20 protein-coding genes and 1 riboswitch are annotated in these 25,580 nt (G+C 73.1%); of the genes, 4 read left to right on the forward strand and 16 right to left on the reverse strand.

Annotation, left to right across the window (positions count from 1 at the left end; translation table 11 throughout):
* Positions 1–84: 84 nt before the first annotated feature.
* The 6 genes from cobC to cobM form a co-directional block, all read right to left on the reverse strand.
* Positions 85–1,164, reverse strand: coding sequence for an Rv2231c family pyridoxal phosphate-dependent protein CobC (cobC, locus tag RV986_RS39605; RefSeq protein ID WP_475921995.1), 1,080 nt, complete (start codon positions 1,162–1,164; stop codon positions 85–87).
* Positions 1,154–2,089 carry a sirohydrochlorin chelatase gene (locus RV986_RS39610; protein WP_475921996.1) on the reverse strand — a complete coding sequence of 312 codons (936 nt, stop codon included), beginning with the start codon at positions 2,087–2,089 and terminating at the stop codon, positions 1,154–1,156. Before RV986_RS39610 ends, cobC begins: the two co-directional genes overlap by 11 nt.
* Positions 2,086–2,697: a precorrin-8X methylmutase gene (locus tag RV986_RS39615; protein ID WP_475921997.1), complete on the reverse strand. Its 612-nt coding sequence runs from the start codon at positions 2,695–2,697 to the stop codon at positions 2,086–2,088. Before RV986_RS39615 ends, RV986_RS39610 begins: the two co-directional genes overlap by 4 nt.
* Positions 2,694–4,412: a precorrin-3B C(17)-methyltransferase gene (gene cobJ / locus RV986_RS39620; RefSeq protein ID WP_475921998.1), complete on the reverse strand. Its 1,719-nt coding sequence runs from the start codon at positions 4,410–4,412 to the stop codon at positions 2,694–2,696. Before cobJ ends, RV986_RS39615 begins: the two co-directional genes overlap by 4 nt.
* A gap of 298 nt (positions 4,413–4,710) precedes the next feature.
* Positions 4,711–5,964: a precorrin-6y C5,15-methyltransferase (decarboxylating) subunit CbiE gene (cbiE, locus tag RV986_RS39625; protein ID WP_475921999.1), complete on the reverse strand. Its 1,254-nt coding sequence runs from the start codon at positions 5,962–5,964 to the stop codon at positions 4,711–4,713.
* Positions 5,961–6,779 (reverse strand): precorrin-4 C(11)-methyltransferase, encoded by an 819-nt coding sequence (cobM, locus tag RV986_RS39630; RefSeq protein WP_475922000.1) that lies wholly within the window; start codon positions 6,777–6,779, stop codon positions 5,961–5,963. The genes cbiE and cobM overlap by 4 nt, the downstream gene beginning before the upstream one ends.
* A gap of 131 nt (positions 6,780–6,910) precedes the next feature.
* On the opposite strand from cobM, the gene RV986_RS39635 reads away from it, so the two are divergent.
* The gene (locus tag RV986_RS39635) at positions 6,911–7,645 is read left to right on the forward strand and encodes a ZIP family metal transporter (protein ID WP_475922001.1); all 735 of its coding nucleotides are present in this window, start codon (positions 6,911–6,913) and stop codon (positions 7,643–7,645) included.
* Positions 7,646–7,656: 11 nt separating this feature from the next.
* Here the strand turns inward: RV986_RS39635 and cobI are convergent, their stop codons facing one another.
* The 10 genes from cobI to RV986_RS39685 all read right to left on the reverse strand — a co-directional run bounded on the left by cobI (position 7,657) and on the right by RV986_RS39685 (position 21,494).
* On the reverse strand, positions 7,657–8,406 hold the full coding sequence (cobI, locus tag RV986_RS39640; RefSeq protein ID WP_475922002.1) for a precorrin-2 C(20)-methyltransferase: 750 nt from the start codon (positions 8,404–8,406) through the stop codon (positions 7,657–7,659).
* Positions 8,403–9,875 carry a cobyrinate a,c-diamide synthase gene (locus tag RV986_RS39645; RefSeq protein WP_475922003.1) on the reverse strand — a complete coding sequence of 491 codons (1,473 nt, stop codon included), beginning with the start codon at positions 9,873–9,875 and terminating at the stop codon, positions 8,403–8,405. The genes cobI and RV986_RS39645 overlap by 4 nt, the downstream gene beginning before the upstream one ends.
* Entirely contained in the window at positions 9,869–10,468 is a 600-nt protein-coding gene (cobO, locus tag RV986_RS39650) for a cob(I)yrinic acid a,c-diamide adenosyltransferase (RefSeq protein WP_217454325.1), read from the reverse strand. Before cobO ends, RV986_RS39645 begins: the two co-directional genes overlap by 7 nt.
* Positions 10,468–12,477 carry a putative cobaltochelatase gene (locus RV986_RS39655; protein ID WP_475922004.1) on the reverse strand — a complete coding sequence of 670 codons (2,010 nt, stop codon included), beginning with the start codon at positions 12,475–12,477 and terminating at the stop codon, positions 10,468–10,470. The genes cobO and RV986_RS39655 overlap by 1 nt, the downstream gene beginning before the upstream one ends.
* Positions 12,474–16,142, reverse strand: coding sequence for a cobaltochelatase subunit CobN (gene cobN / locus RV986_RS39660; RefSeq protein WP_475922005.1), 3,669 nt, complete (start codon positions 16,140–16,142; stop codon positions 12,474–12,476). The genes RV986_RS39655 and cobN overlap by 4 nt, the downstream gene beginning before the upstream one ends.
* Entirely contained in the window at positions 16,139–17,671 is a 1,533-nt protein-coding gene (locus tag RV986_RS39665) for a cobyric acid synthase (protein WP_475922006.1), read from the reverse strand. The genes cobN and RV986_RS39665 overlap by 4 nt, the downstream gene beginning before the upstream one ends.
* A complete protein-coding gene (locus RV986_RS39670; RefSeq protein ID WP_475922007.1) occupies positions 17,668–18,624 on the reverse strand; it encodes a cobalamin biosynthesis protein in 957 nt (318 codons plus the stop codon). The genes RV986_RS39665 and RV986_RS39670 overlap by 4 nt, the downstream gene beginning before the upstream one ends.
* Before the next feature lie 98 nt (positions 18,625–18,722).
* Positions 18,723–18,863, reverse strand: a riboswitch (cobalamin riboswitch).
* A gap of 111 nt (positions 18,864–18,974) precedes the next feature.
* Complete coding sequence (locus RV986_RS39675) at positions 18,975–19,199, reverse strand: hypothetical protein (protein WP_475922008.1); 225 nt, start codon at positions 19,197–19,199, stop codon at positions 18,975–18,977.
* Positions 19,200–19,211: 12 nt separating this feature from the next.
* On the reverse strand, positions 19,212–20,477 hold the full coding sequence (locus RV986_RS39680) for an inorganic phosphate transporter (RefSeq protein ID WP_475922009.1): 1,266 nt from the start codon (positions 20,475–20,477) through the stop codon (positions 19,212–19,214).
* Between the two features lie 210 nt (positions 20,478–20,687).
* The gene (locus RV986_RS39685) at positions 20,688–21,494 is read right to left on the reverse strand and encodes a lysozyme (protein ID WP_475922010.1); all 807 of its coding nucleotides are present in this window, start codon (positions 21,492–21,494) and stop codon (positions 20,688–20,690) included.
* Positions 21,495–21,690: 196 nt separating this feature from the next.
* On the opposite strand from RV986_RS39685, the gene RV986_RS39690 reads away from it, so the two are divergent.
* The 3 genes from RV986_RS39690 to RV986_RS39700 all read left to right on the forward strand — a co-directional run bounded on the left by RV986_RS39690 (position 21,691) and on the right by RV986_RS39700 (position 25,580).
* Positions 21,691–22,401: a class II aldolase/adducin family protein gene (locus RV986_RS39690; RefSeq protein WP_475922011.1), complete on the forward strand. Its 711-nt coding sequence runs from the start codon at positions 21,691–21,693 to the stop codon at positions 22,399–22,401.
* Positions 22,402–22,799: 398 nt separating this feature from the next.
* Positions 22,800–23,924 carry an alpha/beta hydrolase family protein gene (locus RV986_RS39695; RefSeq protein WP_475922012.1) on the forward strand — a complete coding sequence of 375 codons (1,125 nt, stop codon included), beginning with the start codon at positions 22,800–22,802 and terminating at the stop codon, positions 23,922–23,924.
* Positions 23,925–24,167: 243 nt separating this feature from the next.
* A complete protein-coding gene (locus RV986_RS39700; RefSeq protein ID WP_475922013.1) occupies positions 24,168–25,580 on the forward strand; it encodes a hypothetical protein in 1,413 nt (470 codons plus the stop codon).

The following is a 25,580-nucleotide window of genomic DNA, read 5'->3' on the forward strand; positions in this document are numbered from 1 at the left end:
CTCCGTGGTCGACGGAGGGTGACGAGCGGGGCGGCCGGTTCGTTGCCGTTCAGGCCGATGGGGGTCCGGGAGCGGAGCCCCGGGTCATTGTCCGGTGGCTGTCATGGCTCGGTCCAAGGCTTGGAGGAACCCGTTGACGGTGGCCCGGTCGCGTACGGCCAACCGTAGCCATTCCTCCCCGAGCCCCGGAAACGTGTCCCCACGCCGCACCGCGAACCCGAGCCCCCGCAACCGCCGCCGTACATCCGCCGCCCGAGCCAGCCGGATCAGCACGAACGGACCGTCGGCGGGCTCCACGACCCGCAACCCGTCGGGCTCGAACTCCCGGAGCCCGGCGACGAGATGAGCCCGGTCCGCAGCGACCCGCCGAGCCGCGTGGGCGGCCTCCGCGAGCGCCCGCGACGACACACAGACCTCGGCCGCGGCGAGAGCGGGCGTGGAGACGGGCCAGAGGGGCTGGGCACGGGACAGCTGGTGGATCGTGTCGGGCGCGGCGAGGACGTACCCGATCCGCAGCCCCGCCAGCCCCCACGTCTTCGTGAGGCTGCGCAGCACGACCAGGCCGGGCACGTCCGTCCGCCCGGCCAGTGTCTCCCGCTCGTCCGGCACCGCGTCCATGAACGCCTCGTCGACCACCAGCATCCGCCCGGGCCGGGCGAGTGCGGCGATCGCGGCGGCCGGGTGCAGCACGGACGTCGGATTGGTCGGGTTGCCGATCACGACGAGGTCCGCGTCCTCGGGCACGGCCGCGGGATCCAGCCGGAAGCCGTCCGACTCACGCAGCAGCACCCGGTCGACCGTGTGGCCCGCGTCCCCCAACGCCGCCTCCGGCTCGGTGAACTGCGGATGGATCACGACCGGTCGACGGACCTTCAGGGCACGGGCCAGCAGCACGAAGGCCTCGGCGGCGCCCGCCGTCAGGAGCACCCGTTCCACCGGCACCCCGTGCCGCACCGCCACCGCGGCCCGCGCGGCCCGCCCGTCCGGGTAGGCCGCGAGCCCGTCCAGCGACGCGGCGACGCGCTCGCGCAGCCATGCCGGAGGCGTGTTCGCGCGGACGTTCACGGCGAGATCGATGAGTGCCGAACCGTCGTCCCGCACCTCGGCGTCCCCGTGGTGCCGCAGATCGTGTGCGTCGCCCCCGGGCGCGCCCTCAGTGCGCATGTGCGTGGCCGCCGTGCTGGTGCCCGTGGTGGTGCGCGCCGTGGTGGTGCCCGTCGTCGTCCGGGTGGAAGTGCGGCTGCTGGGGGAGCCCCACCTTGTCCTCGAAGCCGGGCAGCGCGATCCGGTAGACGCAGGAGTCGCAGTTCATCCGCAGGTCGCCCCGCACGGCCTCCCGATACCGCTCCATGACCAGGTCGAGCAGTTCCGGCTCGGGGCCGATGACGTCGGCCGACCGCACCTCGACGTCCGGGTGCGCGGCCGCCCAGCCCTCGGTCTGCTGCCGCACCCGGTCGGGGAGGATGCCCGTGAAGAGGAAGTAGGGGAGCACGACGATCCTGCGCGCGCCCAGCTTCACACAGCGGTCCAGGCCCGACGGGACGTCCGGCGCCGCCAGCGACACGAAGGCCGTCTCGACGCCCGCGTACCCGCGCCCCTCCCACAGCAGCCGCGCCGCCTTGTGCACCTCGGCGTTGGCGTCCGGGTCGGTGGAGCCGCGCCCGACGAGCAGCACGGTGACGTCGGCACGGTCCTCGGGCGTACGGGCCGTGGAGCCGAGCGCCTCGTCCAGCCGCCGTTCGAGCACCGCCAGCAGCGAGGGGTGCGGGCCCAGCGGACGCCCGTACGTGTAGGAGATCCCGGGGTGCCGCTCCTTCTCGCGGGCCAGCGCCGCCGGGATGTCCCCCTTGGCGTGCCCGGCGGACACCAGCATCAGCGGGACGGCCGCGAACCGCCGTACCCCCCGCTCGACCAGTTCGGTCACGGCGTCGCCCAGCGGCGGCGGCGACAGCTCGATGAACCCGCCGGCGACGGGCAGTTCGGGGTTGCGGCGCCCCAACTGCCGTACGAAGTCCCGGAAGGCCTCGGCTCCGGCCTCGTCCCGGGTGCCGTGTCCGGCGATGAGCAGGGCGGGGGGCGGGGTGGTCACGAGAACTCCTTGGTCACGGGGTGGTACAGCAGGGCGTTGAGGGCGGCGGCGGCGACCGCCGAGCCGCCTTTTTCGGACAGGTTGCTGACGGCGGGCAGTCCGCTCTCGCGCAGCGCGGCCTTGGACTCGGCCGCGCCGACGAAGCCGACGGGCAGCCCGATGACGAGCGCCGGACCGGCGTCGAGGGTCAGCAGCTCCTCCAGGGCGGTCGGCGCACAGCCGATCACCCAGAGCGCGCCGGGCCCGACATCCTCGAACGCGAGCCGGACGGCGTGCGCCGAACGGGTCAGCCCCGGGCCGGACTTGGCGTCCTTGAGGCGGCAGACGGTGTCGAGGCGCGTGATGCCCGCCGCGACCATCTCCACGTCCACCACGACCGGCGCCCCGGCGTGCAGCGCCGTGTGCGCCTTCTCCAGGACGTTCTCGTCGGTGACGAGGTCGTCCGCGTAGTCGAGGTCGGCCGCGGAGTGGATGACCCGCTCCACGACCGCCCGCGTCAGCGGCGGGAAGTGCGAGGTGTCCAGGCGGGCACGCAGCCGCCGGAAGGACTCCTGCTCGATGGGGTGCACGACCCGGTTCTCCGGGAACACCCGGCTCACTCGGCTCATTTGGGCTCCTCCTGCCAGCGGTAGCCGCGCGGTGTCACCATGCGTCCGGCGATCTCACGGGTCGCCGTATTGCCCACGGTCACCACGGTCATCATGTCGACGATTGCCGGATCCAGGGACCCCAGCGACGTCACCCGGCTCGATTCGTCCGGCCGGGAGGCGTTGCGGACGACCCCGACCGGTGTGCTCGGCTCCCGGTGCTCGGCGAGGATCGCGAGCGCCTTCGGGAGCTGCCAGTCGCGGCCCCGGCTGCGCGGGTTGTAGAAGGTCACGACGATGTCGGCCGTCGCGGCGGCCCGCACCCGGCGCTCGATGACCTCCCACGGAGTGTGCAGGTCGGAGAGGCTGATCGACACATGGTCGTGGCCCAGCGGCGCGCCCAGGATCGCCCCGGCCGCGAGCGCGGCGGTCACGCCCGGCACCCCCACCACGTCGATGTCGTCGGAGGCCTCGGCGAGCGCGGGTGACGCCATCGCGTACACGCCCGCGTCGCCGCTGCCGATCAGCGCGACGGCCTGTCCGCGCCGCGCCTCGGCGACCGCGGTGCGCGCCCGCTCCTCCTCGGCGCCGAGCCCGGACTCCAGGATCCGGGTGCCGGGCCGCAGCAGATCGCGGATCTGGTCGACGTACTGGTCGAGCCCGACGAGCACGGAGGCCCGCCGCAGTTCCGCCTTCGCCCGCGGGGTGAGCAGATCACGGGCGCCGGGCCCGAGCCCGACCACCGCGAGCCGCCCGCGTCCGACGCGGCGCACGACGGCGCAGGTGGCCATCGCGGGCCGCCCGTCCGCACGCGCCGACTTCCGCTTGGGGACGAGGAGTTCGCCGCCGCGTACGAGGGCGGCGGCCTCCGCCACGGACGGCGTGCCGACGGCGGTGAGCGGCGCGTCCGAGGGGTTCGGCACCTCCACCGCCGCCAACTCCTCGGCGGAGTACGTCACCACGGGCACCCCGAGTCGTTCGGCGGCCCCGACGATGCCGGGCTCCTCGGCCTTGGCGTCGACGGTGGCCAGCTCCGCGACGGACTTCGGGGAGAGCCCGGCGGCACGGAGTACGTCCTCGACGAGGCCGAGGATTTCCGCGACCGGAGCGCCCTTGGACGCCCCGACCCCCACCACGAGGGAGGGCGGCCGCAGCAGCACCTCGCGCTCGCCGGGCGCCACGGCACGGTCGGTGACCCGAATGCCGTACGCGCCCTCAGCCGCGACCGGCAGGGGCGGCAGCGGCCACGCCAACTCGGCCCGCAGGGCGATGGGTTCGCCGTCCAGCAGCGCCCGGGTGACCGCGGCGACCTCCCCCTCCACGGGGAACCCGAGCGTGTCCAGGCCAGGCATCCCGACCGCGTCCGTCGCCGTCGTCACCACCGGTTCAGCCCCGAGCAACTCGCCCACCTCGCGGGCGAGTTCATTGGCGCCGCCGCCGTGGCCGCCGACCAGCGACACGGCGAACCGCCCGCCCTCGTCGACACACACGATCCCGGGGTCGGAGGCCTTGTCGCCCAGCAGCGGCGCGACCAGCCGCACCACCGCCCCCGTGGCGAGGAAACACACCAGCTGGTCGCACTCCGCGAAGGCCCGCCGCACGGCGTCCCCGACGGACCCGACGGACCCGGCGGACTCCGCGGACCCGTCGTACACCCGGGTACGGGCGGGCCAGGCCGCGGCCAGCCGGTCACGGGCAGCCGCGCCCGCCGCCGTGGCGGAAATCAGGCCGATCACTGGATCCCTCCGAGGACGTCCCGGCCTTCAGGCCGGGGAGGAATCGGACACCTGCGCAGCAGGGCAGGAAAAGCCGGTTCGCCCCCAGGGCGGACCGGCGTGCTGGTAGCGTGAATCGCAGACGATGCGTCGCGAGAGCCAAGCACGCGGAGTCTCCTTGAAGTTGTGTGACCTTGCAGCAGGTGAGCTGCCCGGGCTGGTTTCAACCCGGCTGGTGTTGATCGTGGAAGACCTGACGGACCGCCGGTCCGAGAGGCAGCGTGAGCCAGGAATCACCTCCGTTCGCGGAGGCGAGGATTCAATCGAGGACTCCTTCGGTACGCGCCGGAGGCCGGACGCCCCACAGTAGAAAAACGGGGTTGGTGGCCGCGAGCCGGGTGACGTTCCCGGGCAGCGGCGCGAGCCGTGAGGACTGCAGCAGTACGCCGTCGCAGTCGAAGCCGGCGGCGGTGAGCGCCTCCCGGGCCGCCGGAACCCGGTCGAGCGCGGCCATGGCGACCACGACGGCCCGCCGGGCCCGGCGGGCGCAGGCGGTCACGATGGCGGGCAGTTCGCGCCCCCCGCCGCCGATGAACACGGCGTCCGGATCGTCCAGGTCGGACAGCACGGTGGGTGCGGCCCCGTGCACCACCCGGACGTCGACGCCGTGCGCCTCGGCGTTGGCGAGGATCCGGTCGCAGCCGTCCCGTGTCTTCTCCACCGCGGTGACGGCGGCCCCGAACCGCGCGCACTCGACGGCGACGGACCCGGAGCCCGCGCCGACGTCCCAGACCAGTTCGCCCAGGCGCGGCCCGAGCCGGGCGAGCGCGAGCGCCCGTACCTCGAACTTGCTGATCATCGAGTCGCGGTGGGCGAACTCGCGCTCGTCCAGGGCCCATCGGGCGGGTCCGGCCGGCGGTCCGGCGACCGTGCGCACGGGGGCGAGGGCGCGTGACTCGTCCAGGCACAGGACGACGCTCACCGCCGTGCCCCAGTCGCGGGCCGCGGCCTGTGCCGGGGTGACCCGCTCCACCCGCTCGTGCTCGGGGTCGCCGAGGGCGCTCGCCACGACGAGGACGCGGCCGGTGGAGCGGTGGGCGAGGGCGGCGCCCAGTTCGGCGGGCCCGGATCCGGGCCCGGTGAGCACCGCCACCTTGGGGTGCGAGCGGCAGACATGGACGGCCGTGCGCAGCGCGCGACCGTGGGCGCTGACCACGACCGCGTCGTCCCAGGGCAGCCCGAGCCGCGCGAAGGCGGTCGCCACGGACGAGACACCGGGTCGTACGTCCAGCCGTTCGGCCCCGAACCGCTCGGCCAGCGCCCGTACGATCCCGAAGAACCCGGGGTCACCGGAGGCGAGGACCACGACGTGGCCGTCCCGCTTCTCCAGATGCTGTTCGATCGCGTCCAGCGCGGGAGCCAGTGGCCCGAGGACGATCCGCTCCGACGCCTCCGGCAGCCGTGCGCCCGCCAGGTGACGGCGGGCCCCCACGACGAGCCCGGCCCCGGCGACGGCGGCCTCGGCGTCCGCGGGGAGCGGCGCCCCCGTCCCCGTACCGACGACGATGATCACGGCTTCGTACCCTGCGCGCGCAGGGCCCTGCGAGCCTCCGGGTCGGCCTTGCGGAAGCCGTGGAAGTGACCGGGGTGGTAGAGGTGCGAGCGGGTGCCGCTCGCGTCGAGGGCCGGGCCGACGAGGAAGAGGGTGTGCTTCCAGAGCTTGTGCTCCTTGACGGTCTCCTCCAGCGTCTCGATCGTGCACTTCACGATCAGTTCCTCCGGCCAGGTCGCCTGGTGGGCGACCACGACCGGCGTGGACGTCGGATAGCCGCCCTCCAGGAGCTCCCGTACGAGCTGGCCGCTGCGGGCCGCCGACAGGAACAGCGCCATGGTCGTCCCGTGCCGCGCGAACTCCCGTACCTCCTCCCCGGGCGGCATCGGCGTCTTGCCGCCGCCGAGCCGGGTGAGGATCACGGACTGCGCGACCTCGGGAATCGTCAGCTCGCGGAGGGCGAGCGCGGCCACGGCGGAGAAGGAGGAGACACCGGGAACGATCTCGGTGGCGATGCCGATGTCCGCGCACCGGTCGAGCTGCTCCTGCGTACCGCCCCAGAGAGCCGGGTCGCCGGAGTGAATACGGGCCACCCGCAGCCCCCCGGCCGCCGCCCGCTCGTAGACGGCCACGACGTCCTCCAGGGACATCGTCGCCGAGTCCAGGATCTCCGCGCCCTCGCGCGCGTGTTCGAGAACCTCGGCCTGTACCAGGCTGGCCGCCCAGATCACGATGTCGGCCTCGGTGATGGCGCGTGCGGCACGGAACGTCAGCAGGTCGGCGGCGCCGGGCCCTGCCCCGACGAAGGTCACCTTGCCGGTGGGGGCATCGGCCATGGGAATCGGTCCTCTCCTACGGATGAATCGGGTGCTGCGAGCAGTCGGCGGGCGCGTCGGTGGGGGCGTCAGCGGCCGCGAGGTTGTCGCCGGATGTGCGCGAACGGGGTGTGATCGGATACCAAGGGCCCATGGCGGTCTTCGTCGCGCTCGGCGCGTTCCTGATGACGCTGGCCGGCGGCTGGACGGCACAGCGGGTCACCGACCGCCGCCACCTGGTCCTGGGCCTGGCGGGCGGGCTGATGCTCGGCGTCGTCGGCCTGGATCTGCTCCCGGAGGCGCTGAACGCGGCGGGCGAGGAGGTGTTCGGCGTACCGGCCGCCCTGCTGCTGTTCGTCGCCGGGTTCCTGTTCGCCCATTTGGTGGAACGTCTGCTGGCCGCCCGGCAGGCCGCGCACGGCGGCGAGGAGAACGGCGGACGCGCGCCCGAGGTGGGCCTGACGGCCGCCGCGGCGATGGTCGGCCACAGCGCCATGGACGGCGTCGCGATCGGGGCCGCCTTCCAGGTCGGCGGCGGCATGGGCCTGGCGGTCGCCCTCGCGGTGATCGCCCACGACTTCGCGGACGGCTTCAACACGTACACGATCACGAGCCTGTACGGGAACGCGCGCCGCAAGGCGATCACGATGCTGTTCGCGGACGCGGTGGCCCCGGTGATCGGCGCCGCCTCCACCCTGTTCCTCACCATCCCGGAGCAGGTGCTCGGCGGCTATCTCGGCCTCTTCGGCGGCGTACTCCTGTACCTGGCCGCCGCCGAGATCCTCCCCGAGGCACACCACGAGCACCCGGCCCGCTCGACCCTGCTGTGCACGATCGCGGGAGCGGGCTTCATCTGGCTGGTGGTGGGCCTCGCCGGAAGCGGGTGACGCTCCGGGGCTCACAGTTTCCCGCCGCGCCCGCCGTCGCGCCGGGCGGGCGCGATCAGGGTGGAGAGATACGGCAGCGGCTCGCCGTCGAGGTCGGCCGCGGGCCGGATGGACTCGCCCTCCAGCCCGAGTGCGGACCCCCACACGGCGTCGTCGAGCCGCCCCGTCACCCGCAGCGCCTCGGCGACCTCGTGCGCCTGCCGCCCGAACTTGTACGCGACGACGGTGCCGGGCCCGTTCAGGGCGTCCTTGAGCACGGCGGCCCCGGCGGTCACCGGCACCAGGGTGAGCGGCTCGGTCCCTTCGGTGAGCACGGCCCCCGACCGCGCCGCCAGATCCTGCATGGCGGTGATACCCGGCACGGTCTCGACGACCGTGCCGGGAACCAGTTCCCCGACGGTCTGCGCGAGATAGGTGAAGGTCGAGTACACGTTCGGATCGCCGATGGTCGCGAAGGCGACGGACGCGTGCCGCCGGAGCAGCTCCGCGACCCGCGCGCCGGCGGCGTCCCAGGCGGCCTCGCGCCGCCCCCGGTCGGTCCGCTCGTTGAGCGCGAACACGACCCGGACGACCTTCTCCCCGGGCACGTAGTGCAGGACGGTCGCCTCCGCTCGCCCCCGCTCTCCGCCGTCTTTTCCATCAGACGCAGCCATCACCGGCACCACCACGACCTCGGCGGCCCGCAGCGCGTTGACGCCCTTGACGGTCACCAGCTCCGGGTCACCGGGGCCGACCCCGATTCCGATCAGCTTGCTGCTCATGACGTCAGGCACCTCTCCACGAACCGACGGGCGACACCGGGCTGCGACGCCCAGTGCGTGTGCAGATAACTCGCGTGCACACCTTGTTGTACGAAACCTTCGACGCGCCGCTGAGGGGTGCGCACCCCCCATGCGGGAGCCGCCCCGGCGCCCGGCTCGACGACGGTCCGGTGGAACTCGTGCCCCCGCATCCGGGTCCCGGCGACGGCGAGCACGCTGTCGCTCACGGCCACGGCATCCCGATAACCCAGCGTGAGCCGCTCACTCATCCGGGCCGAGACGTCGAGCACCCCGCACATCGGCTGCCCGTCCAGCTCACGCGAGAGATACAGCAGCCCGGCACACTCGGCGGCGACGGGCGCCCCACCGAACGCCAACTCGGCCACGGCCTTCCGCAACGGCTCATTGGCGGACAGCTCGGGCGCGTACACCTCGGGAAACCCGCCACCGACGACCAACCCGCCGGTACCGTCCGGCAGTTGTTCGTCCCGCAGAGGGTCGAAGGCGACGACTTCGGCTCCCGCGGCGGTCAGCAACTCGGCATGCTCGGCGTAGGAGAAGGTGAAGGCGGCCCCACCGGCTACGGCGATTCGGGGCGCCGCACGCAGCCCGGTCCCGCGATCTTTCAGCCCGTCCGGCGTTTGAGGACGAGGCCGTCCAGGCCGATGAGGGGGGTCTGGGGGCGCAGCCCCCAGGGTGGGGACGGGAAGGGGCGGCGGGGGCGAAGAAACAACAGCCTCAGCCGCATCCCAAGCCCCACCCACCAACGCACCCGCACTACACGCCAACGCGAACAACGCCTCCAGATCACACCCGCGCCGCACCTGCTCAGCCATCGCCCCCACGGCATCCAAGGCATCCGCCCGCCGCTCGGCAACCGGCACCAGCCCCAGATGCCGAGCGGGCGTGTCCACCTGCGCGGCCCGCCGCAGGCACCCCAGCACCGGCACCCCGGACTCGTCCAGGGCCTCCCGCAGCATCTCCTCATGCCGCGACGACCCCACCTTGTTGAGGATCACCCCCGAGACCCGCACCTCGGGATCCCAGGAAGCGAACCCGTGCACCAGCGCGGCCACGGACCGGGACTGCGAGGACGCGTCGACGACCAGCACCACCGGCGCCCGCAGCAACTTCGCCACCTGCGCCGTGGACGCCAGCTCCCCCTCCCCGGCGGCCCCGTCGTACAGCCCCATCACACCCTCGACGACCGCGAGATCGCACCCGCGCGCCCCGTGCGCGAACAACGGCGCGATCAACTCCGCACCGCACAGATACGCGTCGAGATTCCGCCCCACGCGCCCGGTGGCGAGCGCGTGGTACCCGGGGTCGATGTAGTCGGGCCCCACCTTGTGCGGGGACACGGCGAGCCCCCGCGAGGCGAAGGCCGCCATCAACCCCGTGGCAACGGTGGTCTTGCCGCTGCCCGACGAGGGCGCGGCGATGACCAGCCGAGGGACGGACGTCACCACTCGATGCCCCTCTGCCCCTTCTGACCGGCGTCCATCGGATGCTTGACCTTGGACATGTCCGTCACGAGATCCGCGACCTCGACGAGCTTCTCCGGAGCGTTGCGCCCGGTGATCACGACATGCTGGGTCCCGGGCCGGTCCCGCAGCACGGCGACGACCTCGTCGACGTCCACCCACCCCCAGTGCATGGGGTAGGCGAACTCGTCCAGCACATACAGCTTGTACGTCTCGGCGGCGAGGTCCCGCTTGACCTGCTCCCAGCCCTCGCGGGCCTTCTCCTCGTTGTCCATCTGGGAGTCGCGCTGCACCCACGACCACCCTTCGCCCATCTTGTGCCAGTCGACGGACCCGCCCTCGCCGGAGGCGCCGAGCACGCGCAGCGCGTTCTCCTCCCCGACCTTCCACTTCGCCGACTTGACGAACTGGAACACCCCGATGGGCCACCCCTGGTTCCAGGCGCGCAGCGCCAGCCCGAAGGCGGCCGTCGACTTGCCCTTCCCGATCCCCGTATGCACCACGACCAGCGGCCGGTTGCGACGCTGACGCGTCGTCAGCCCGTCGTCCGGTACGACACTCGGCTGCCCCTGCGGCATTACGCGGCCCTCCTCGAAGTCCCCTGCACATCCCTGACCAGCCCGGCGATCGCGTCGGCCCGCAACTCGTCCAACGTCACCGCCGTGCCGCCCAGCTCACCCGCGAGCCGCCCCGCGAGCCCGAGCCGCACGGGCCCCGCCTCGCAGTCGACGACCACGGAGGCGACCCCGTCGGCCGCGAACAGCCGCGCCGCCCGCTCGGCGAGTGCCACGGGCTCAGGACCACCGGTGGCCCGCCCGTCGGTCACCACGACGACCAACGGCCGCCGCGCCGCATCCCGCAGCCGCTCGACCCGCAGCACATCGTGCGCGCGCAGCAGCCCGGCCGCGAGCGGCGTCCGCCCACCCGTGGGCAGCGACTCGAGGCGGGCGGCCGCCGCGTCCACGGAGGAGGTGGGCGGCAGCGCGACTTCGGCGTCCTTCCCCCGGAAGGTCACCAGCCCCACCTTGTCCCGCCGCTGGTACGCGTCGAGCAGCAGCGACAGCACCGCACCCTTGACGGCACTCATCCGCTGCCGCGCCGCCATCGACCCGGAGGCGTCCACCACGAACAGCACGAGGTTGCCCTCACGGCCCTCCCGGGTGGCCTGCCGCAGATCGTCCCGCCGTACGACGAGACCGCGCCCCGACCGCCCGCGCGCCCGCTGATGCGGGGCCGCCGCCTGCACGGTCGCCGCCAGGTGCAGCTTGGTGAGCGCGCCCCGGGGCCGCCGCGACCCGGTGGTCCGCCCGTGCTCGGTCCGCGCCCGCGAACGCCGCCCGGCGGCACCTTCGCCGAGTCCCGGCACGCTCAGCACCTTCGTGCGAAAGGGTTCGGCGGCCCGTACGGGAGACTGCTCGCCGCCGCCCCGCGCGGCCGGCGCACGCTCGTCCTCGGAGGGCTCGCCCTGCGCCGGCACGTCACCGGCGGGGGAGTCGCCGTCCGGCCCGTCCTGAGGCGGCTGGCCGCCCCCACCGGGTCCGTCCGGATCGGGGTCGTCGTCCCCGTTGCCGTCCTGGCCCCCGAACTCCTCCAGCGTCTCGTCGAGTTTGTCCTCGTCGAGTCCCGGCGCGTCGAAGGGGTTCCGCCGCCGCCGGTGCGGCAGCGCGAGCAGCGCCGCCTGCCGTACGTCCTCGGCGAGCACCTCGGTGCGCCCCGCCCACGCGGCGAGCGCGGTCGCGGTGCGGGCCATGACGATGTCGGCCCGCATGCCGTCCACCTCGAAGGCCGCACAGGTCGCCGCGATCTGCCGCAGCGCCGGGTCCCCGAGCCGCACGGACGGCAACAGCTCGCGTGCCGCCACGATCCGGGCCCGTACGGCGGACTCCTCGTCCGCCCAGCGCTCCGCGAAACCCGTCGGATCGTCTTCGTAGGCGAGCCTGCGCCGCACGACCTCGACCCGCTGATCGGGCTCCCGCGAGGCCGCCACCTCGACGGTCAGCCCGAACCGGTCGAGCAACTGCGGCCGCAGCTCGCCCTCCTCGGGGTTCATGGTTCCGACGAGCAGGAAACGGGCCGCATGCCGTACGGAGACGCCCTCGCGCTCGACGTACGAGGCGCCCATGGCGGCGGCGTCCAGCAGCAGGTCGACCAGGTGGTCGTGCAGGAGATTGACCTCGTCGACGTACAGGATCCCGCGGTGCGCGTCGGCCAGCAGCCCCGGTTCGAAGGCTTTCACGCCCTCCGCGAGCGCCCGCTCGATGTCGAGCGCGCCCACGAGCCGGTCCTCGGAGGCGCCGACCGGCAGCTCGACCATGCGGGCCGGCCGGGTCGCGAACGCCCCCGGCTCGTGCGGCCCGTCGGGACACGCCGGGTCGGGCCCGGCCGGGTCGCACGAGAACCGACACCCGGCGACGACGTCCACCCCCGGCATGAGCGCCGAGAGGGCGCGTACGGCCGTGGACTTGGCCGTGCCCTTCTCACCGCGGACGAGCACACCGCCCACGGCGGGCGACACGGCGTTCAGCAGCAGCGCGAGCCGCAGGTCGTCCTGGCCGACCACGGCCGTGAACGGGAACGGGGTACTCACTGGTCGTCGCCCTCCAAGTCGCCTTCGAGCTCCAGATAGGTGGCGCGCAGCCGCTCCAGCGTGTCCGCGTCCGGCTCGGCCCACAGCCCCCGGTCGGCGGCCTCCAGCAGTCGTTCCGTGATGCCGCGCAGCGCCCAGGGGTTGGACTTCTTCATGAAGTCCCGGTTCTCCGGGTCGAAGACGTACTCCGCGCTGAGCTTCTCGTACATCCAGTCGTCCACGACCCCGGCCGTGGCGTCGTACCCGAAGAGGTAGTCGACGGTCGCCGCCATCTCGAAGGCGCCCTTGTAGCCGTGCCGTCGCATGGCGGCCATCCAGCGCGGGTTGACCACCCGGGCACGGAACACGCGGTGGGTCTCCTCGCCCAGCGTGCGGGTTTTCACCTGGTCCGGTACGGCGCTGTCACCGACGTACGCCTCCGGGCTCGCCCCCGTCAGGTGCCGCACCATCGCGACCATCCCGCCGTGGTACTGGAAGTAGTCGTCGGCGTCGACGAGGTCGTGCTCGCGGGTGTCGACGTTCTTCGCGGCGACGGCGATCCGCCGGAACGCGATCTCCATGTCCCCGCGCGCCGCCCGCCCGTCGAGCCCGCGCCCGTAGGCGTAGCCGCCCCACACCGCGTACACCTCGGCGAGGTCGGCGTCGGAGCGCCAGTTGCGGGCGTCGATCAGGGGGAGCAGCCCGGCTCCGTACGCGCCCGGCTTGGAGCCGAAGATGCGGGAGGTGGCGCGGCGCCGGTCACCGTGCTCGGCGGTGTCCTCGTCGGCGTGCGCCCGGACGTAGTTCTGGTCGGCGGACTCGTCCAGCTCGGCCACCGCCCGCACCGCGTCGTCGATCAGACCCACGACGTGCGGGAACGCGTCCCGGAAGAAGCCGGAGATACGGACCGTGACATCGATGCGCGGCCGTCCCAGCTCCGCCGGCGGGACCACCTCGAAGCCGGTCACACGGCGCGAGGCGTCGTCCCAGACCGGGCGGCAGCCGAGCAGCGCGAGGATCTCCGCGATGTCGTCGCCCTGCGTACGCATCGCGGACGTGCCCCAGACCGTCAGCCCGACCGACTTCGGGTACTCGCCCGTGTCCTGCAGATACCGCTGCACCAGCGAGTCGGCGAGCGACTGCCCGACCTCCCAACTCAGCCTGGACGGGATCGCCTTGGGATCGACGGAGTAGAAGTTGCGGCCGGTCGGCAGGACGTTCACCAGCCCGCGGGTCGGCGAACCCGACGGGCCCGCCGGGACGTAACCACCGTCAAGTGCCTTGAGAATGTGGGTGATCTCGTCCGTCGTCCGGGCCAGGCGCGGCACCACCTCACGGCAGGCGAACTCCAGCACAGCGACGGCGTCCGGGAGTTCGGTTCCCAGGACCTCGCGGACGAGAGCCGGGACGGCGGAGGTGTCCCAGCCGCGTTCCTCCATGCCCGCCGCCATCCGGCGGCACAGCTGCTCCAGCAGGTCGATGGCGTCGGCCCCGGTCCGCGCCGGTCCCTCGACGAGGTCCGTCAGCTCGACCGGCACCTTCACCGGCGCGCCCGGCTCGGCGAGCAGCTCCTTCTCGACCAGGCCGAAGTACTCGGCGAGGCAGGCCCGCAGCCCCGGCAGCGCGTTCGCGGTGCCGCCCCACACCTGGGAGGCGCGCAGCACGGCCAGCACGAGGTTGACGCGCGGCTCGGCCTCCGGACCGCCGCCGAGAATGTGCAGACCGTCGCGGATCTGCACGTCCTTGATCTCGCACAGATAGCCGTCGATGTGCATCACGAACTCGTCGAACGCCGCGTCGTCCGGCTGGTCCTCCACATGCAGGTCGTGGTGGAGTTCGGCCGCCTTGACCAGTGTCCATATCTGCGCGCGGACGGCCGGGGCCTTCGTCGGGTCCAGGTCGGACACGAGCGCGTACTCGTCGAGGAGCTGCTCCAGCTTCGCCAGGTCGCCGTAGGTGTCCGCACGGGCCATCGGCGGTACGAGGTGGTCGACGACCGTGGCGTGGCCGCGCCGCTTGGCCTGGGTGCCCTCGCCGGGGTCGTTGACGATGAAGGGGTAGACGAGCGGGAGTTCGCCGAGGACGGCGTCCGGCGCGCAGCCGCCGCTGAGCCCGAGTCCCTTGCCCGGCAGCCACTCCATCGTGCCGTGCTTGCCCATGTGCACGACGGCGTCCGCGCCGAAGCCCCCCTCCGATGTGGCGGCCTCCAGCCACCTGTACGCCGCCATGTAGTGGTGCGACGGCGGCATGTCCGGGTCGTGGTAGATCGCGATCGGGTTCTCGCCGAAGCCGCGCGGCGGCTGGATCATCACCACGACGTTCCCGAACTGGAGGGAGGCCAGGACGATGTCGTCGCCGTCCACGTAGAGGCTGCCCGGCGGCTCGCCCCACGCCTCCAGCATCCCGTTCCGCAGGTCCGGGTCGAGCTTGTCGAACCACGCCCGGTAGTCGGCGAGCGGCACGCGCGCGGGGGCGGCGGCGAGCTGCTCCTCGGTGAGCCATTCGACGTCGTGGCCACCGGCGTTGATGAGCCGGTGGATCAACTCGTCGCCGTTGTCGGGGTGCCCTTCGACGACGTACCCGGCGTCCCGCAGCGCGTCGAGCACCCGTACCGCCGACGCGGGCGTGTCGAGGCCGACCGCGTTCCCCACCCGGGAGTGCTTGGTCGGGTAGGCGGTGAAGACGAGCGCGAGCTTCTTGTCCGCGTTCGGCTTGTGCTTCAGCCGGGCGTGCCGTACGGCGATTCCGGCGACGCGCGCGGCCCGCTCGGGGTCCGCGACATACACCGGGACGTCGTCCGGACCCTGCTCCTTGAAGGAGAAGGGGACCGTGATGAGGCGGCCGTCGAACTCGGGGATCGCGACCTGCATCGCCGCGTCCATGGGGGAGAGGGCGGCGTCCGACGCGTCCCAGGCACTCCTGGACGAGGTCAGGCAGAGCCCTTGCAGCACGGGGACGTTCAGGTCGGCGAGCGCGCCGATGTCCCAGGCCTCCTCGTCGCCGCCCGCGGACGCCTCGGAGGCGTGTGTGCCGCCCGCCGCGAGCACGGTGGCGACCAGCGTGTCGGCCCTGCCGAGGATCTCGTACAGGCCCGCGTCCGCGCCGCGCAGCGAACCGCAGTACACGGCGAGGGCGTTGGCGCCGCGCGCCTCGATCGCGTCGCACAGCGTGTCGACGAACGCGGTGTTGCCGGACAGCTGGTGGGCCCGGTAGAAGAGCACGCCGACGGTCGGGCGGCCCTCGACGAAGGCGCGCTCGCCGTGGACGCCGTGCTCCGGCATCTTCCGCGGCTCCTCGAAGCCCTCACCGGTGAGCAGCACGGTGTCGGAGAGGAACCGGGCCAGCTCGGTGAGGTTGTGCGGGCCGCCCTCGACCAGGTAGCGCAGCGCCTCGGCCACGACACCGGCGGGCACCGAGGACTCGGCCATCAGCTCGGCGTCGGGCACGGACTCCCCGCCGAGCAGCACGGTGGGGATGCCCGAGGCCCGCAGCTTGTTCAGGCCCTCCTCCCAGGCACGCTTGCCGCCCAGGAGTCGTACGACGGCGATGTCCGCGCCCTCGACGAGGGACGGCAGTTCGCCCTCGACATCCACCCGGGTCGGGTTGCCGATCCGGTACGGGGCGCCGGAGGCACGCGCCGCCAGCAGATCGGTGTCGGCGGTCGACAACAACAACACTGTGTTCATGCGGGCGCTCCCGGTGGAATGAAAGGCAGTCCTTGCGGCGCGCCCGACTCGATGAGCCGCCACAGCGCGTCCGTGTCCGCGTGTTCCTCGATCAGATCGCCGAGCCGGTCCAGCTGCTCCTCGCGCAGCGCCGCGAACGACGTGTCGGCGGCCGGCACGAAACGACGGCCCGCGGCGGCCGCCACCTCGCGCAGGAAGGCACGCCGGAAGCCGTCCGACTCCAGCGAGCCGTGCCAGTGCGTGCCCCAGACGGCGCCGACCCGGCACCCGTCCAGGCTGTGTCCATGGTCATCAGAGATGAACGCCTCGCCGCCTGTCACATCGGCGACACCGTGATGGATCTCGTAGCCCTCGACATGCTCGCCGAGTGCCTCCCCGACGGGCCGGGTCAGGGTCTTCTCGCGTGCGAACCGCACCCGGACGGGCAGGAGTCCGAGCCCGTCGACATGACCGGCGCGCGACTCGACCTCGTCCTCGATGTGCTCGCCGAGGACCTGGAAACCGCCGCAGATGCCCAGCACCGGCCGCCCCGCGGCGGCTCTGCGCGCGATCGCGTCGGCGAGGCCGCGCTCACGCAGCCACTCCAGCGCCTTCACCGTCCCCCGGGTTCCGGGGACGACGACGAGGTCGGCGTCGGCCAGTTCCTCGGCCCGGTCCACGAACCGCACGACGACACCCGGCTCGGCGGCCAGCGCGTCCACGTCCGTGAAGTTGGACATCAGCGGGATCGCGCAGACGGCGACGCGCAGCACGTCCTCGCCCACGGGGGAGGCCACTTGGGACTCCCGGACCGCTCCCCGCAAAGAAATCCGCAGCCCGTCCTCCTCGTCGATGCCGAGGCCGTGCCGGAAGGGCAGGACGCCGTACGAACGCCGCCCGGTGAGGCCGTGGAGCATGTCGAGCCCCGGCTCCAGCAGGGAGACATCCCCCCTGAACTTGTTGACGAGGAACCCGGCGACGAACTCCTGGTCCTCGCGCGACAGCAGGGCGACCGTCCCGAAGAACGAGGCGAACACACCCCCGCGGTCGATGTCGCCGACGACGAGCACGGGCAGCCGCGCATTGCGCGCGATCCCCATGTTCACGATGTCGGTCCGCCGCAGATTGATCTCGGCGGGACTTCCGGCCCCCTCACAGATCACCGCGTCATACGTGCCCCGCAAGGTGGCGAGGCAGTCCAGCACGGTTCCCAGGAGGGCTTCCTGCCGCCCGCCGTGATAGCCACGAGCGCTCATCTCGCCCACGGGCTTTCCCATGAGGACGACCTGACTGCTCCGGTCGCTGCCCGGCTTGAGCAGCACGGGGTTCATGAGCGCGGTCGGTTCCACCCGGGCGGCCTGCGCCTGCATGGCCTGTGCACGCCCGATCTCGGCGCCCTCGCGGGTCACGAACGAGTTCAGGGACATGTTCTGCGCCTTGAAGGGCGCGACCTTGACGCCCTGCCGCACCAGCCACCGGCAGATCCCGGCGGTCACGACGCTCTTCCCGGCGTCGGAGGTGGTCCCGGCGACGAGCAGACCGCCGCTCATGACGTACGCCCCTTCCTGAGAAGCCGCTGTGCCGTCAGCCGTCCGACGGCACTCACGCCGAGGGCGAGCCAGCCGACGCGCCTCGACAGCCGTACGGCCCGTTCGATGTCGTCGACATGGACGGCGCGCCCCGCGCCGTTGAGCACGGGCCGGTGCTCGACCCGCCCGCCGTACGAGAGGGTGCCGCCGAGCCGTACCCCGAGGGCCCCCGCGAACGAGGCCTCCACGGGACCGGCGTTGGGGCTCGGGTGCTTGACGGCATCGGTGCGCCAGGCCCGTACGGCCCCTCGTGGACTGTCGCCCGCGAGAGTGGCGAGCACGGCGGTGAGCCGTGCCCCCGGCCATCCGGCGACGTCGTCGAGCCGAGCCGAGGCCCACCCGTACCGCCGGTACCTGGGCGACCTGTGACCGACCATGGCGTCCAGGGTGTTGACGGCCCGAAAGCCCACGAGCCCGGGAACTCCGCCCACGGCCCCCCACACCAGGGCGCCCACCACGGCGTCGGAGGTGTTCTCGGCGACGGACTCGACGACGGCGCGCGCGATGCCGTCGGCGTCGAGGGCCTGGGGGTCGCGCCCGCACAGATGCGGCAGCCGCTCCCGGGCCGTGTCGATCTCACCGTCGGCGAGCGCGTCGCCGATGGCCCGGGCCTCCCGCCCGAGGGTGGTGCCCCCGACGACCGCCCAGGTGGCGGCCGCGGTCAGGGCGACCGAAGCGGTACGGGAGGGGCGTACGGCACGGGAGGCGACGGCGGCGAGCCCGGCGGCACCGCCCACACACACGGCGGTGTGCAGCGCGCCCCACCCGCGGTGGTCCCGCCACAGCACCCGCTCCACGGCTGCGGCGCTCCGGCCGAACGCGGCGACCGGATGCCCCCGGCGGGGATCGCCGAGCAGCAGGTCACCGAGGAGGCCGGTGGCGGCGCCGTACGCGAAGACGCGATCGGCACGCACGGGGTCAGCCGGCCGTCAGGTCGGGCGGAACCGCTCGCAGGGCACTTGGGCAGCCGCGCATGGCGTTATGTCCTCACTCAGGGTGTCCGCGCCCTGGTTCGACGAGACCGGCGGGGAGAGTTCCTGGCTCCCGGGGAGTTCCTTCCCCGATGACAGTGGCGGGACCGCGCCGGATTCGCACCGGCTTCCTCTCCTGTCGCCGTACTTGGCTCCGGCAGTCCACCACGGGTTGGAAGACCCGTCAACTTGCTGTTGACCTGCGCGGGGAGAGTGTGCGAAGGCCCACATACAGGCGGGGTGCGGGACGGCGATCCGTCCCGCACCCCACCCGAAGTGCTGCCCGTTTTGGGTTACTTGCCGACGATCAGAAAGATGCCGTACGCCACCGCCGCCGCGCACGCCGCGAAGCAGACGTACGCGCCGGTGACCGCGAGGGCCGCGGAGCTGCCCTGGGCGGACGCGGACTCGCGTCGGGAGAGACCGACGATGCCGAGGGTGAAGAGGCCGACGAGGCCGATGGTGGTCACGAGGCTGACTCCGAAGACGGAGCCGAGAGCTGCCCAGTCGATGTGCATGCTGTTCGTTCCTTACACCGTGGCCGGGCGGGTGGGCTCCGCGTCCGGGGACGGGATGGTGGTCTTCAGGTCGCCGGACAGGTCGCCGGACAGATCGCCGGTCGGGCCGCCGGTGACGATCGCGCTGGTGACGACGCCCGCGGGCCCGGCATCGACCTCGTTGACCTCGTCGATCTCGTCGATCTCGTTGACGTTGTCGATGGTGACCGGCCGGCGGCGGGAGAGCTTCCAGACGGTGCCGGACCCGGCGACGAGCAGCGCGCCCGTGAGGACGATGCCCCAGGTGCCCTGCTCGGTCAGGAACTCGGCGGAGGCACCGGCCAGACCGGCGGCCGGCAGGGTCAGACCCCAGGCGACGAACATCCGGGTCGCGGTCGACCAGTGGACCACACCGCCCTTGCGGCCGAGGCCCGAGCCCATCACGGCGCCGGAGCAGACCTGGGTGGTGGAGAGGGAGAAGCCGATGTGCGAGGAGGCCAGGATGGCCGTCGCCGCGCTGGTCTGGGCGGCGAAGCCCTGCGGCGGCGCGAGGTCGGTGAGGCCCTTGCCCAGGGTGCGGATGATGCGCCAGCCGCCCAGGTAGGTGCCGAGCGCGATGGCCGTACCGGCCGAGACGATGACCCACACCGGGGGGTTGGAGCCCGGGGCGATCACGCCGCCGGTCACCAGGGCGAGGGTGATGATGCCCATCGTCTTCTGGGCGTCGTTCGTGCCGTGGGCGAGGGAGACCAGGCCGGCGGAGGCGATCTGGCCGGCGCGGTAGCCCTTGGCGGTCGCCTTGTCGTCGGCGCGGTTGCCGATCCTGTACGTCAGCCGGGTGGCGAGCATCGCGGCGAGTCCGGCCACGAGGGGCGCGGCGACCGCGGGGATCAGCACCTTGGTGACGACGGTCGAGCCGTTCACCGACGACCAGCCGGCCGACATGACCGCGGCGCCGATCAGGCCGCCGAAGAGGGCGTGGGAGGAACTGGAGGGCAGACCCAGAAGCCAGGTCAGCAGATTCCAGAGGATGGCGCCGACGAGCGCCGCGAAGATCACTTCGGTGCGAATGCCCTCTTCGTCGATGATCCCGCCGGAGATCGTCCTGGCGACCTCCACGGAGAGGAACGCACCGACGAGGTTCAGCACGGCGGACATGGCCACCGCCGTCTTGGGCCTCAGAGCGCCGGTCGAGATGGTCGTCGCCATCGCGTTGGCAGTGTCGTGGAAACCGTTCGTGAAATCGAACACGAGAGCGGTGACGATCACGATTCCGAGGAGGAGCGTGATGTGTTCCATTAACCCAGGCTTCTATTGGACGTCAGTGGCAGGTGGACCGTAGGCAACCTGAATGAACGGAAGATGAACTAGAGCAGGCGTCAGGATGTCTCACATGCCAGAGAACCCCCCCGGCGGTGATGACCGATGTGCCGGAGGGGTGGCTGGAAGGGGTGCGGACGGTTCGAACAGAAGCGGAATTTCAGGCTCCGCCCGGGTTTCCGGGAGACGCTAGCCCTGGGTGAACTGCTTGAGCCGGGCGACGGATCCGTTGAAGAGATTCTGGTCACCCGGGAGCGTGCCGCTGTTGTCGTACTGCCAGAACGTCCAGGTGGACCAGCCGGCCGGCAACGCGCCCGTGTCCGCCGAGCCGTAGCGGGCGAGCCACAGGGCGTGGTTCGCGGCGAAGGCGTCGCTGCCGCCGGTGCAGGTGTTCCACCAGTGGGTGGTCGTGTAGATGACCGGACGGCGGCCGGTCTCCCGTTTCAGTTCGTCGCTGAACGCCCGGATCCAGCTGACGATCCCGGCCTTGCTCAGGCCGTAGCACTTCTGCTTCTTGTCGTACGGGTTGTACTCGACGTCGAGCGCGGGCGGCAGCGTCCAGCCGTCCGCGCGCCAGGCGCCGCCGTTGCGCACGAAGTGCGCGGCCTGTGCGGTGCCGGACGACCTGTCCGGCACCGCGAAGTGGTAGGCGCCGCGCAGTATCCCGGCGGTGCGCGCCCCGTCGTACTGCTGGCGGAAGTAGGGGTTGCGGTAGGTGTGGGACTCGGTCGCCTTCACATAGACGAACCGGGCGCCCTTCGCTTTCGCGCTCTGCCAGTCGACGTTCTTCTGGTGCGAGGAGACGTCGTGTCCCCTGGGCTTGGCCGCCGCCGAGACCGGAACCTCGGCGAGAGCGGTCCCGGCGGCGGCGAGCGCCGCAACGGCGGCCGCCGCCGCGACGGCGCGGACGCGACGGACGACGCGAACACTGTGGATGGCGCGAACACGGTGGACGGCGCGGGTGCGGCGAAGGAAAGGTGTGCGGTCACGAGCCATATGTCCCCCCGGAATGGCGACGTGCGTGACAAATCCCCCAGAGGTTATTGGAAGATCACCGAAAGCCCGTCGATCGCCAGCCAATCACCCCCGGCGTGCGGTATCCGCCGCTATGTGCCCTTACGGACGCTCGACTTCCGCCCTAAAGTGCCCTCGCCGACGGCGGGTTGACATCCGTGCCTGGCAGGATCGCGGCATGGCTGAGCAGCGGCGGGACGCGCGGGACGCACGGGACGTGGCGGAGGGCGCACCGGGTGCGCGGGAGCGGGAGGTGGCGGACGCGTGGGACGAACTCGTCGCCACGGCCCGCCGGACGGTGGCCGACGGGCTGGTCGTCGGTACGTCGGGCAATGTCTCGGTACGGGTCGGCGACACGGTCCTGGTCACACCGACGGGAGTGCCGTACGACCGGCTGACGCCGGACGACGTCGTCGGGGTGGACCTCGACGGGCGGCAGATGCGCGGTTCGCTCCTTCCGACCAGCGAACTGCCGATGCACCTCGCGATATACCGTGGCACCGACGCGCGCGCAGTCGTCCACACCCACGCCGCGCACGCGACGGCCGTCTCGGCCCTCGTCACCGAGCTTCCCCTGATCCACTACATGGCGGGCGCCCTCGGCGGACCGGTCCGTGTCGCGCCCTACGCGACCTACGGCACCCCGGAGTTGGCCGAGAACATGCTCCAGGCCCTCACCCACCGCACCGCCTGCCTCCTCCAGAACCACGGCACCATCGCCTACGGAGCCACCTTGGGCCAGGCGTACGACCGCACCGCCCAACTGGAATGGATGTGCCGCGTCTGGCTCCTGGCGTCGGCGGTACCGGGGCTGTCGCCCGCGTTGCTGTCGGGGCAACAGGTGACGGAGGCGGGGGAGCGGTTGCGCGGGTACGGGCAGCGGGCCTAGCGGCGCGCACCGGGGAGCGAGATCGCACTCCCGACCGCCCCGACCGCCCCGACCGCCCCGACCGCCCCGACCGGCCTGAGCGGCCTGAGCGGGAGGGCTGCCCGGCGGGCCGCACGCGGTGGTGCCCCGGCTGTGCGGGGGCGCGCCAGTGCCGCGGACGCGTCCTCCGGCGGCGGTGCCTCGCCCGCAGGGCGCCCGCGTGTGGCGTGGCGCCGCCGCGGCACTCCGTCGCGCCGCTGCCCCGCCCGCGGGAACCGGATCCCTTCGTCACGCCGGGGCGGACACCCTCTCTTTCTCGCCGCCCCCTCCGCCACGGCACCACCCGGGGACGAGCCCCCCGCCCCCACGGGCCCCGGCCTCCGCTGGCCGACCGGAGGTTCCGCCGGGACACTGAACACGTGCGTACTGTCACAGCGACGGCCGCGGCCGTCTCCGTAGCCCTGGCCGCGGGCGCGGCCTCCGTGGCGGCGGGCCGGTTCGCCAGCGACGCCGCGCTGAAGGCACCGCCCGGCAGGCCCCTGCCCGGTGAGCCCCGGCTCACCGTGCACGCCACGGGGGCGGGACAGATCACCCTCACCCGGGATCTGGCCTCGCTGCGCCCGGGAACGTACGGCCTCGGCGGCGACGGCTCGCACGCGGTCGTCGGCCCCGTCCTGGACGGTGCCCCGCACAGCGCCGACACGGTCGTACGCCGCCTGGAACGTGTCACCCACGGCACCGTCGAGCCCGGCGACAAGGTGTGGCTCACCCCGAACCTGTACATCGGCGACCCGAGCACCGCGCTCGGCCTCGACCACGCCGACGTGGACATCCCCGGCGAGCTCGGCCCGCTGCCCGCCTGGTTCGTGCCCGGCGTCCGCGACACCTGGGTGATCACGGTGCACGGCCTGGGCTCCACCCGCGAGCACCCCATGAACGTGATGGAGTTCCTCCACCGCAACCGGCTCCCGGTGCTCGACCTCGCCTACCGCGGCGACCTCGGCGCACCCCGCTCCCCGGACGGCCTCAGCCACCTGGGCGAGACCGAGTGGCGCGACCTGGACGCCGCCGTGCGGTACGCCGTGCGCCACGGCGCCGCCGACGTCGTCCTGTACGGCTGGTCCACCGGCGCCACCATGGCCCTGCGCACCGCCGCGCACTCGGCCCTGCGCGAGCAGATCTCCGGGCTGATCCTGGACTCGCCCGTCCTGGACTGGGAGGCCACCCTGCGCGCCCTCGCCTCGGCCCGCCACACCCCCAGCGCCCTGCTGCCCCTCGCGGTCCGTGCCGCCCAGGGCCGCACCGGCCTGCACAGCGACCGCATCCAGGGGGCCGCCGACCCCGGCCGGCTCAAGGTGCCGACCCTGATCGTGCACGGTCCGGACGACACCATCGCCCCCTGGGGCCCCTCGCGCCGCCTCGCCGAGCGCCGCCCGGACCTGGTGTCCCTGCACACCGTCCCGCACGCCGCGCACGGCGCCATGTGGAACGTCGCCTCGGACTACGAAGAGAGCCTGCGCCGCTTCCTCACGCCCCTGATGTGAACGTCCTGATCACCGCCCCTCATCCGCCCGGCTCACCGCTCCGCGAAGCCCGCACCACCGCCCCCCCCGGCACACACCCCCGGGAGGACCCGCACATACGCTTCCGGTTCGGCCCCGGCCAACTCGTACAGGGCTCCGCTCACACGTGTCGAGCCCCCTCGGAACCCTGTGCATTGGCCACCCCTGTCGCCTGCTGTGACATTCCGTTTGGGTTTTCGGACCGTCAACCGGAAGACTGCACCCGTGACGTCCCGTAACCCGCGCGACTCCAGGCTCCGACTCGTCCGCCCGCGCCCCCTGGCCGCCGCCTCCCGAGCGGTGACCCAGCGCAGCTCGCGCCGACCCGCACCCCGGCCCCCCGAGGGCACTCCGCCGCCCGCGGAACTGGCCCGTATGGCCCGCACCGGCCTCGCCGCCGCGGCCCGTGTCGCCCGCTGGGCCGACGCCTCGCTCGGCACCGGGCGCGACGGCGCGACCCCCGACGGCAAGGGCACGCTCTCCGACGCAACCACCGAACGGGCTGCCGAGGAGCTGAGGCTGACCCCGGCTCAAGTCCGCGCGGACTGGGACACCGCACGCCTCGCGGGCCTTGTCGAGGTGCACGGCGACATCGCCCGCCCCGGCTGGCGACTGCGCGCCTGGAACCGCGACGACAGCGCCGTCCTGCGCGGCTGGGTCGCCCTCTTCGACGCCTGGTCGCTCGCCTACCCGGAGCCGGCCGAACGCGAGGCGTCCGCCGTCGCCGAGGTCGTCTCCGCGATGCCCCAGGTGCTCTCCTTCCTCCAGCTCTCCGCCGGGCCCGTCCCCGTGGAGCAGCTCCTCGACCTGCTCGAACAGCGCGTCACCGAACTGCGCACCGAGCGCTGCGAAATCCCCTACGGTCCGCAGCCGGAGCCCGTCCCGGAGGTCGCCGAGGTCGCGGAGGTCGCGGACGCCCCCCTCGCCCCCCTCCTCGACTGGGCACTGCACGCCCTCGCCTCCGTGGGCGCGCTCACCTGCGCCGAGGGACAGGCCACGCTCACCCCGCTCGGCAGCTGGGCGGTCTGGGTCAAGCTGGAGCAGATCTGCGTCGCCGCGCAGAGCCCCGCCGGCAACATCGAACAGCCCGCCGAGGACATGCTCCGCGGCTGCGCCCAGCTGCGCCCGAACGCGGCCCGCGCCGAATACCGCGCCTGGCTCGCCGCCCGGCCCGTCGGCAGCGCCGTCACCGAGCTCCTCGAAGCCGCCCGCGGCGAGGACGCCCTCACCCGCGGCCTCGCCTTCGAGGCGCTGCGCGTGGTCGGCGCCCCCGCCGAACCCGATGTGCGCGCCGTGGCCGAGGAGACCTGGCTGCGCCCCTACGCCCTGCTGTGGCTCGCCGAGCACGACGGCCACGACCCTGAGGACGCCCACGAGATGCTCACCCGGGAGGAGTCCACCTGGCTCTGGGTCGACACCGCCGCGGCCGTCGCCGACCACGGCGAGGCCCCGCTTCTCGTGCGCCACCTGGAGTCCGCGGTGCAGCCCACCGTGCCCGCACTCCTCGACGAGGTGCGCGCCGTCGGCCATCCCCGCACCGTCCAGGTCCTGGTCGCGCTTGCGGCCGCCCACCCCGACCCGGCGCTCGCCAAAGCCGTACGCCGGGCCGCCTTCCAGGTGCACACCGGGGGCAGCTAG

It is taken from the genome of Streptomyces sp. RLA012 (genome assembly GCF_056270325.1).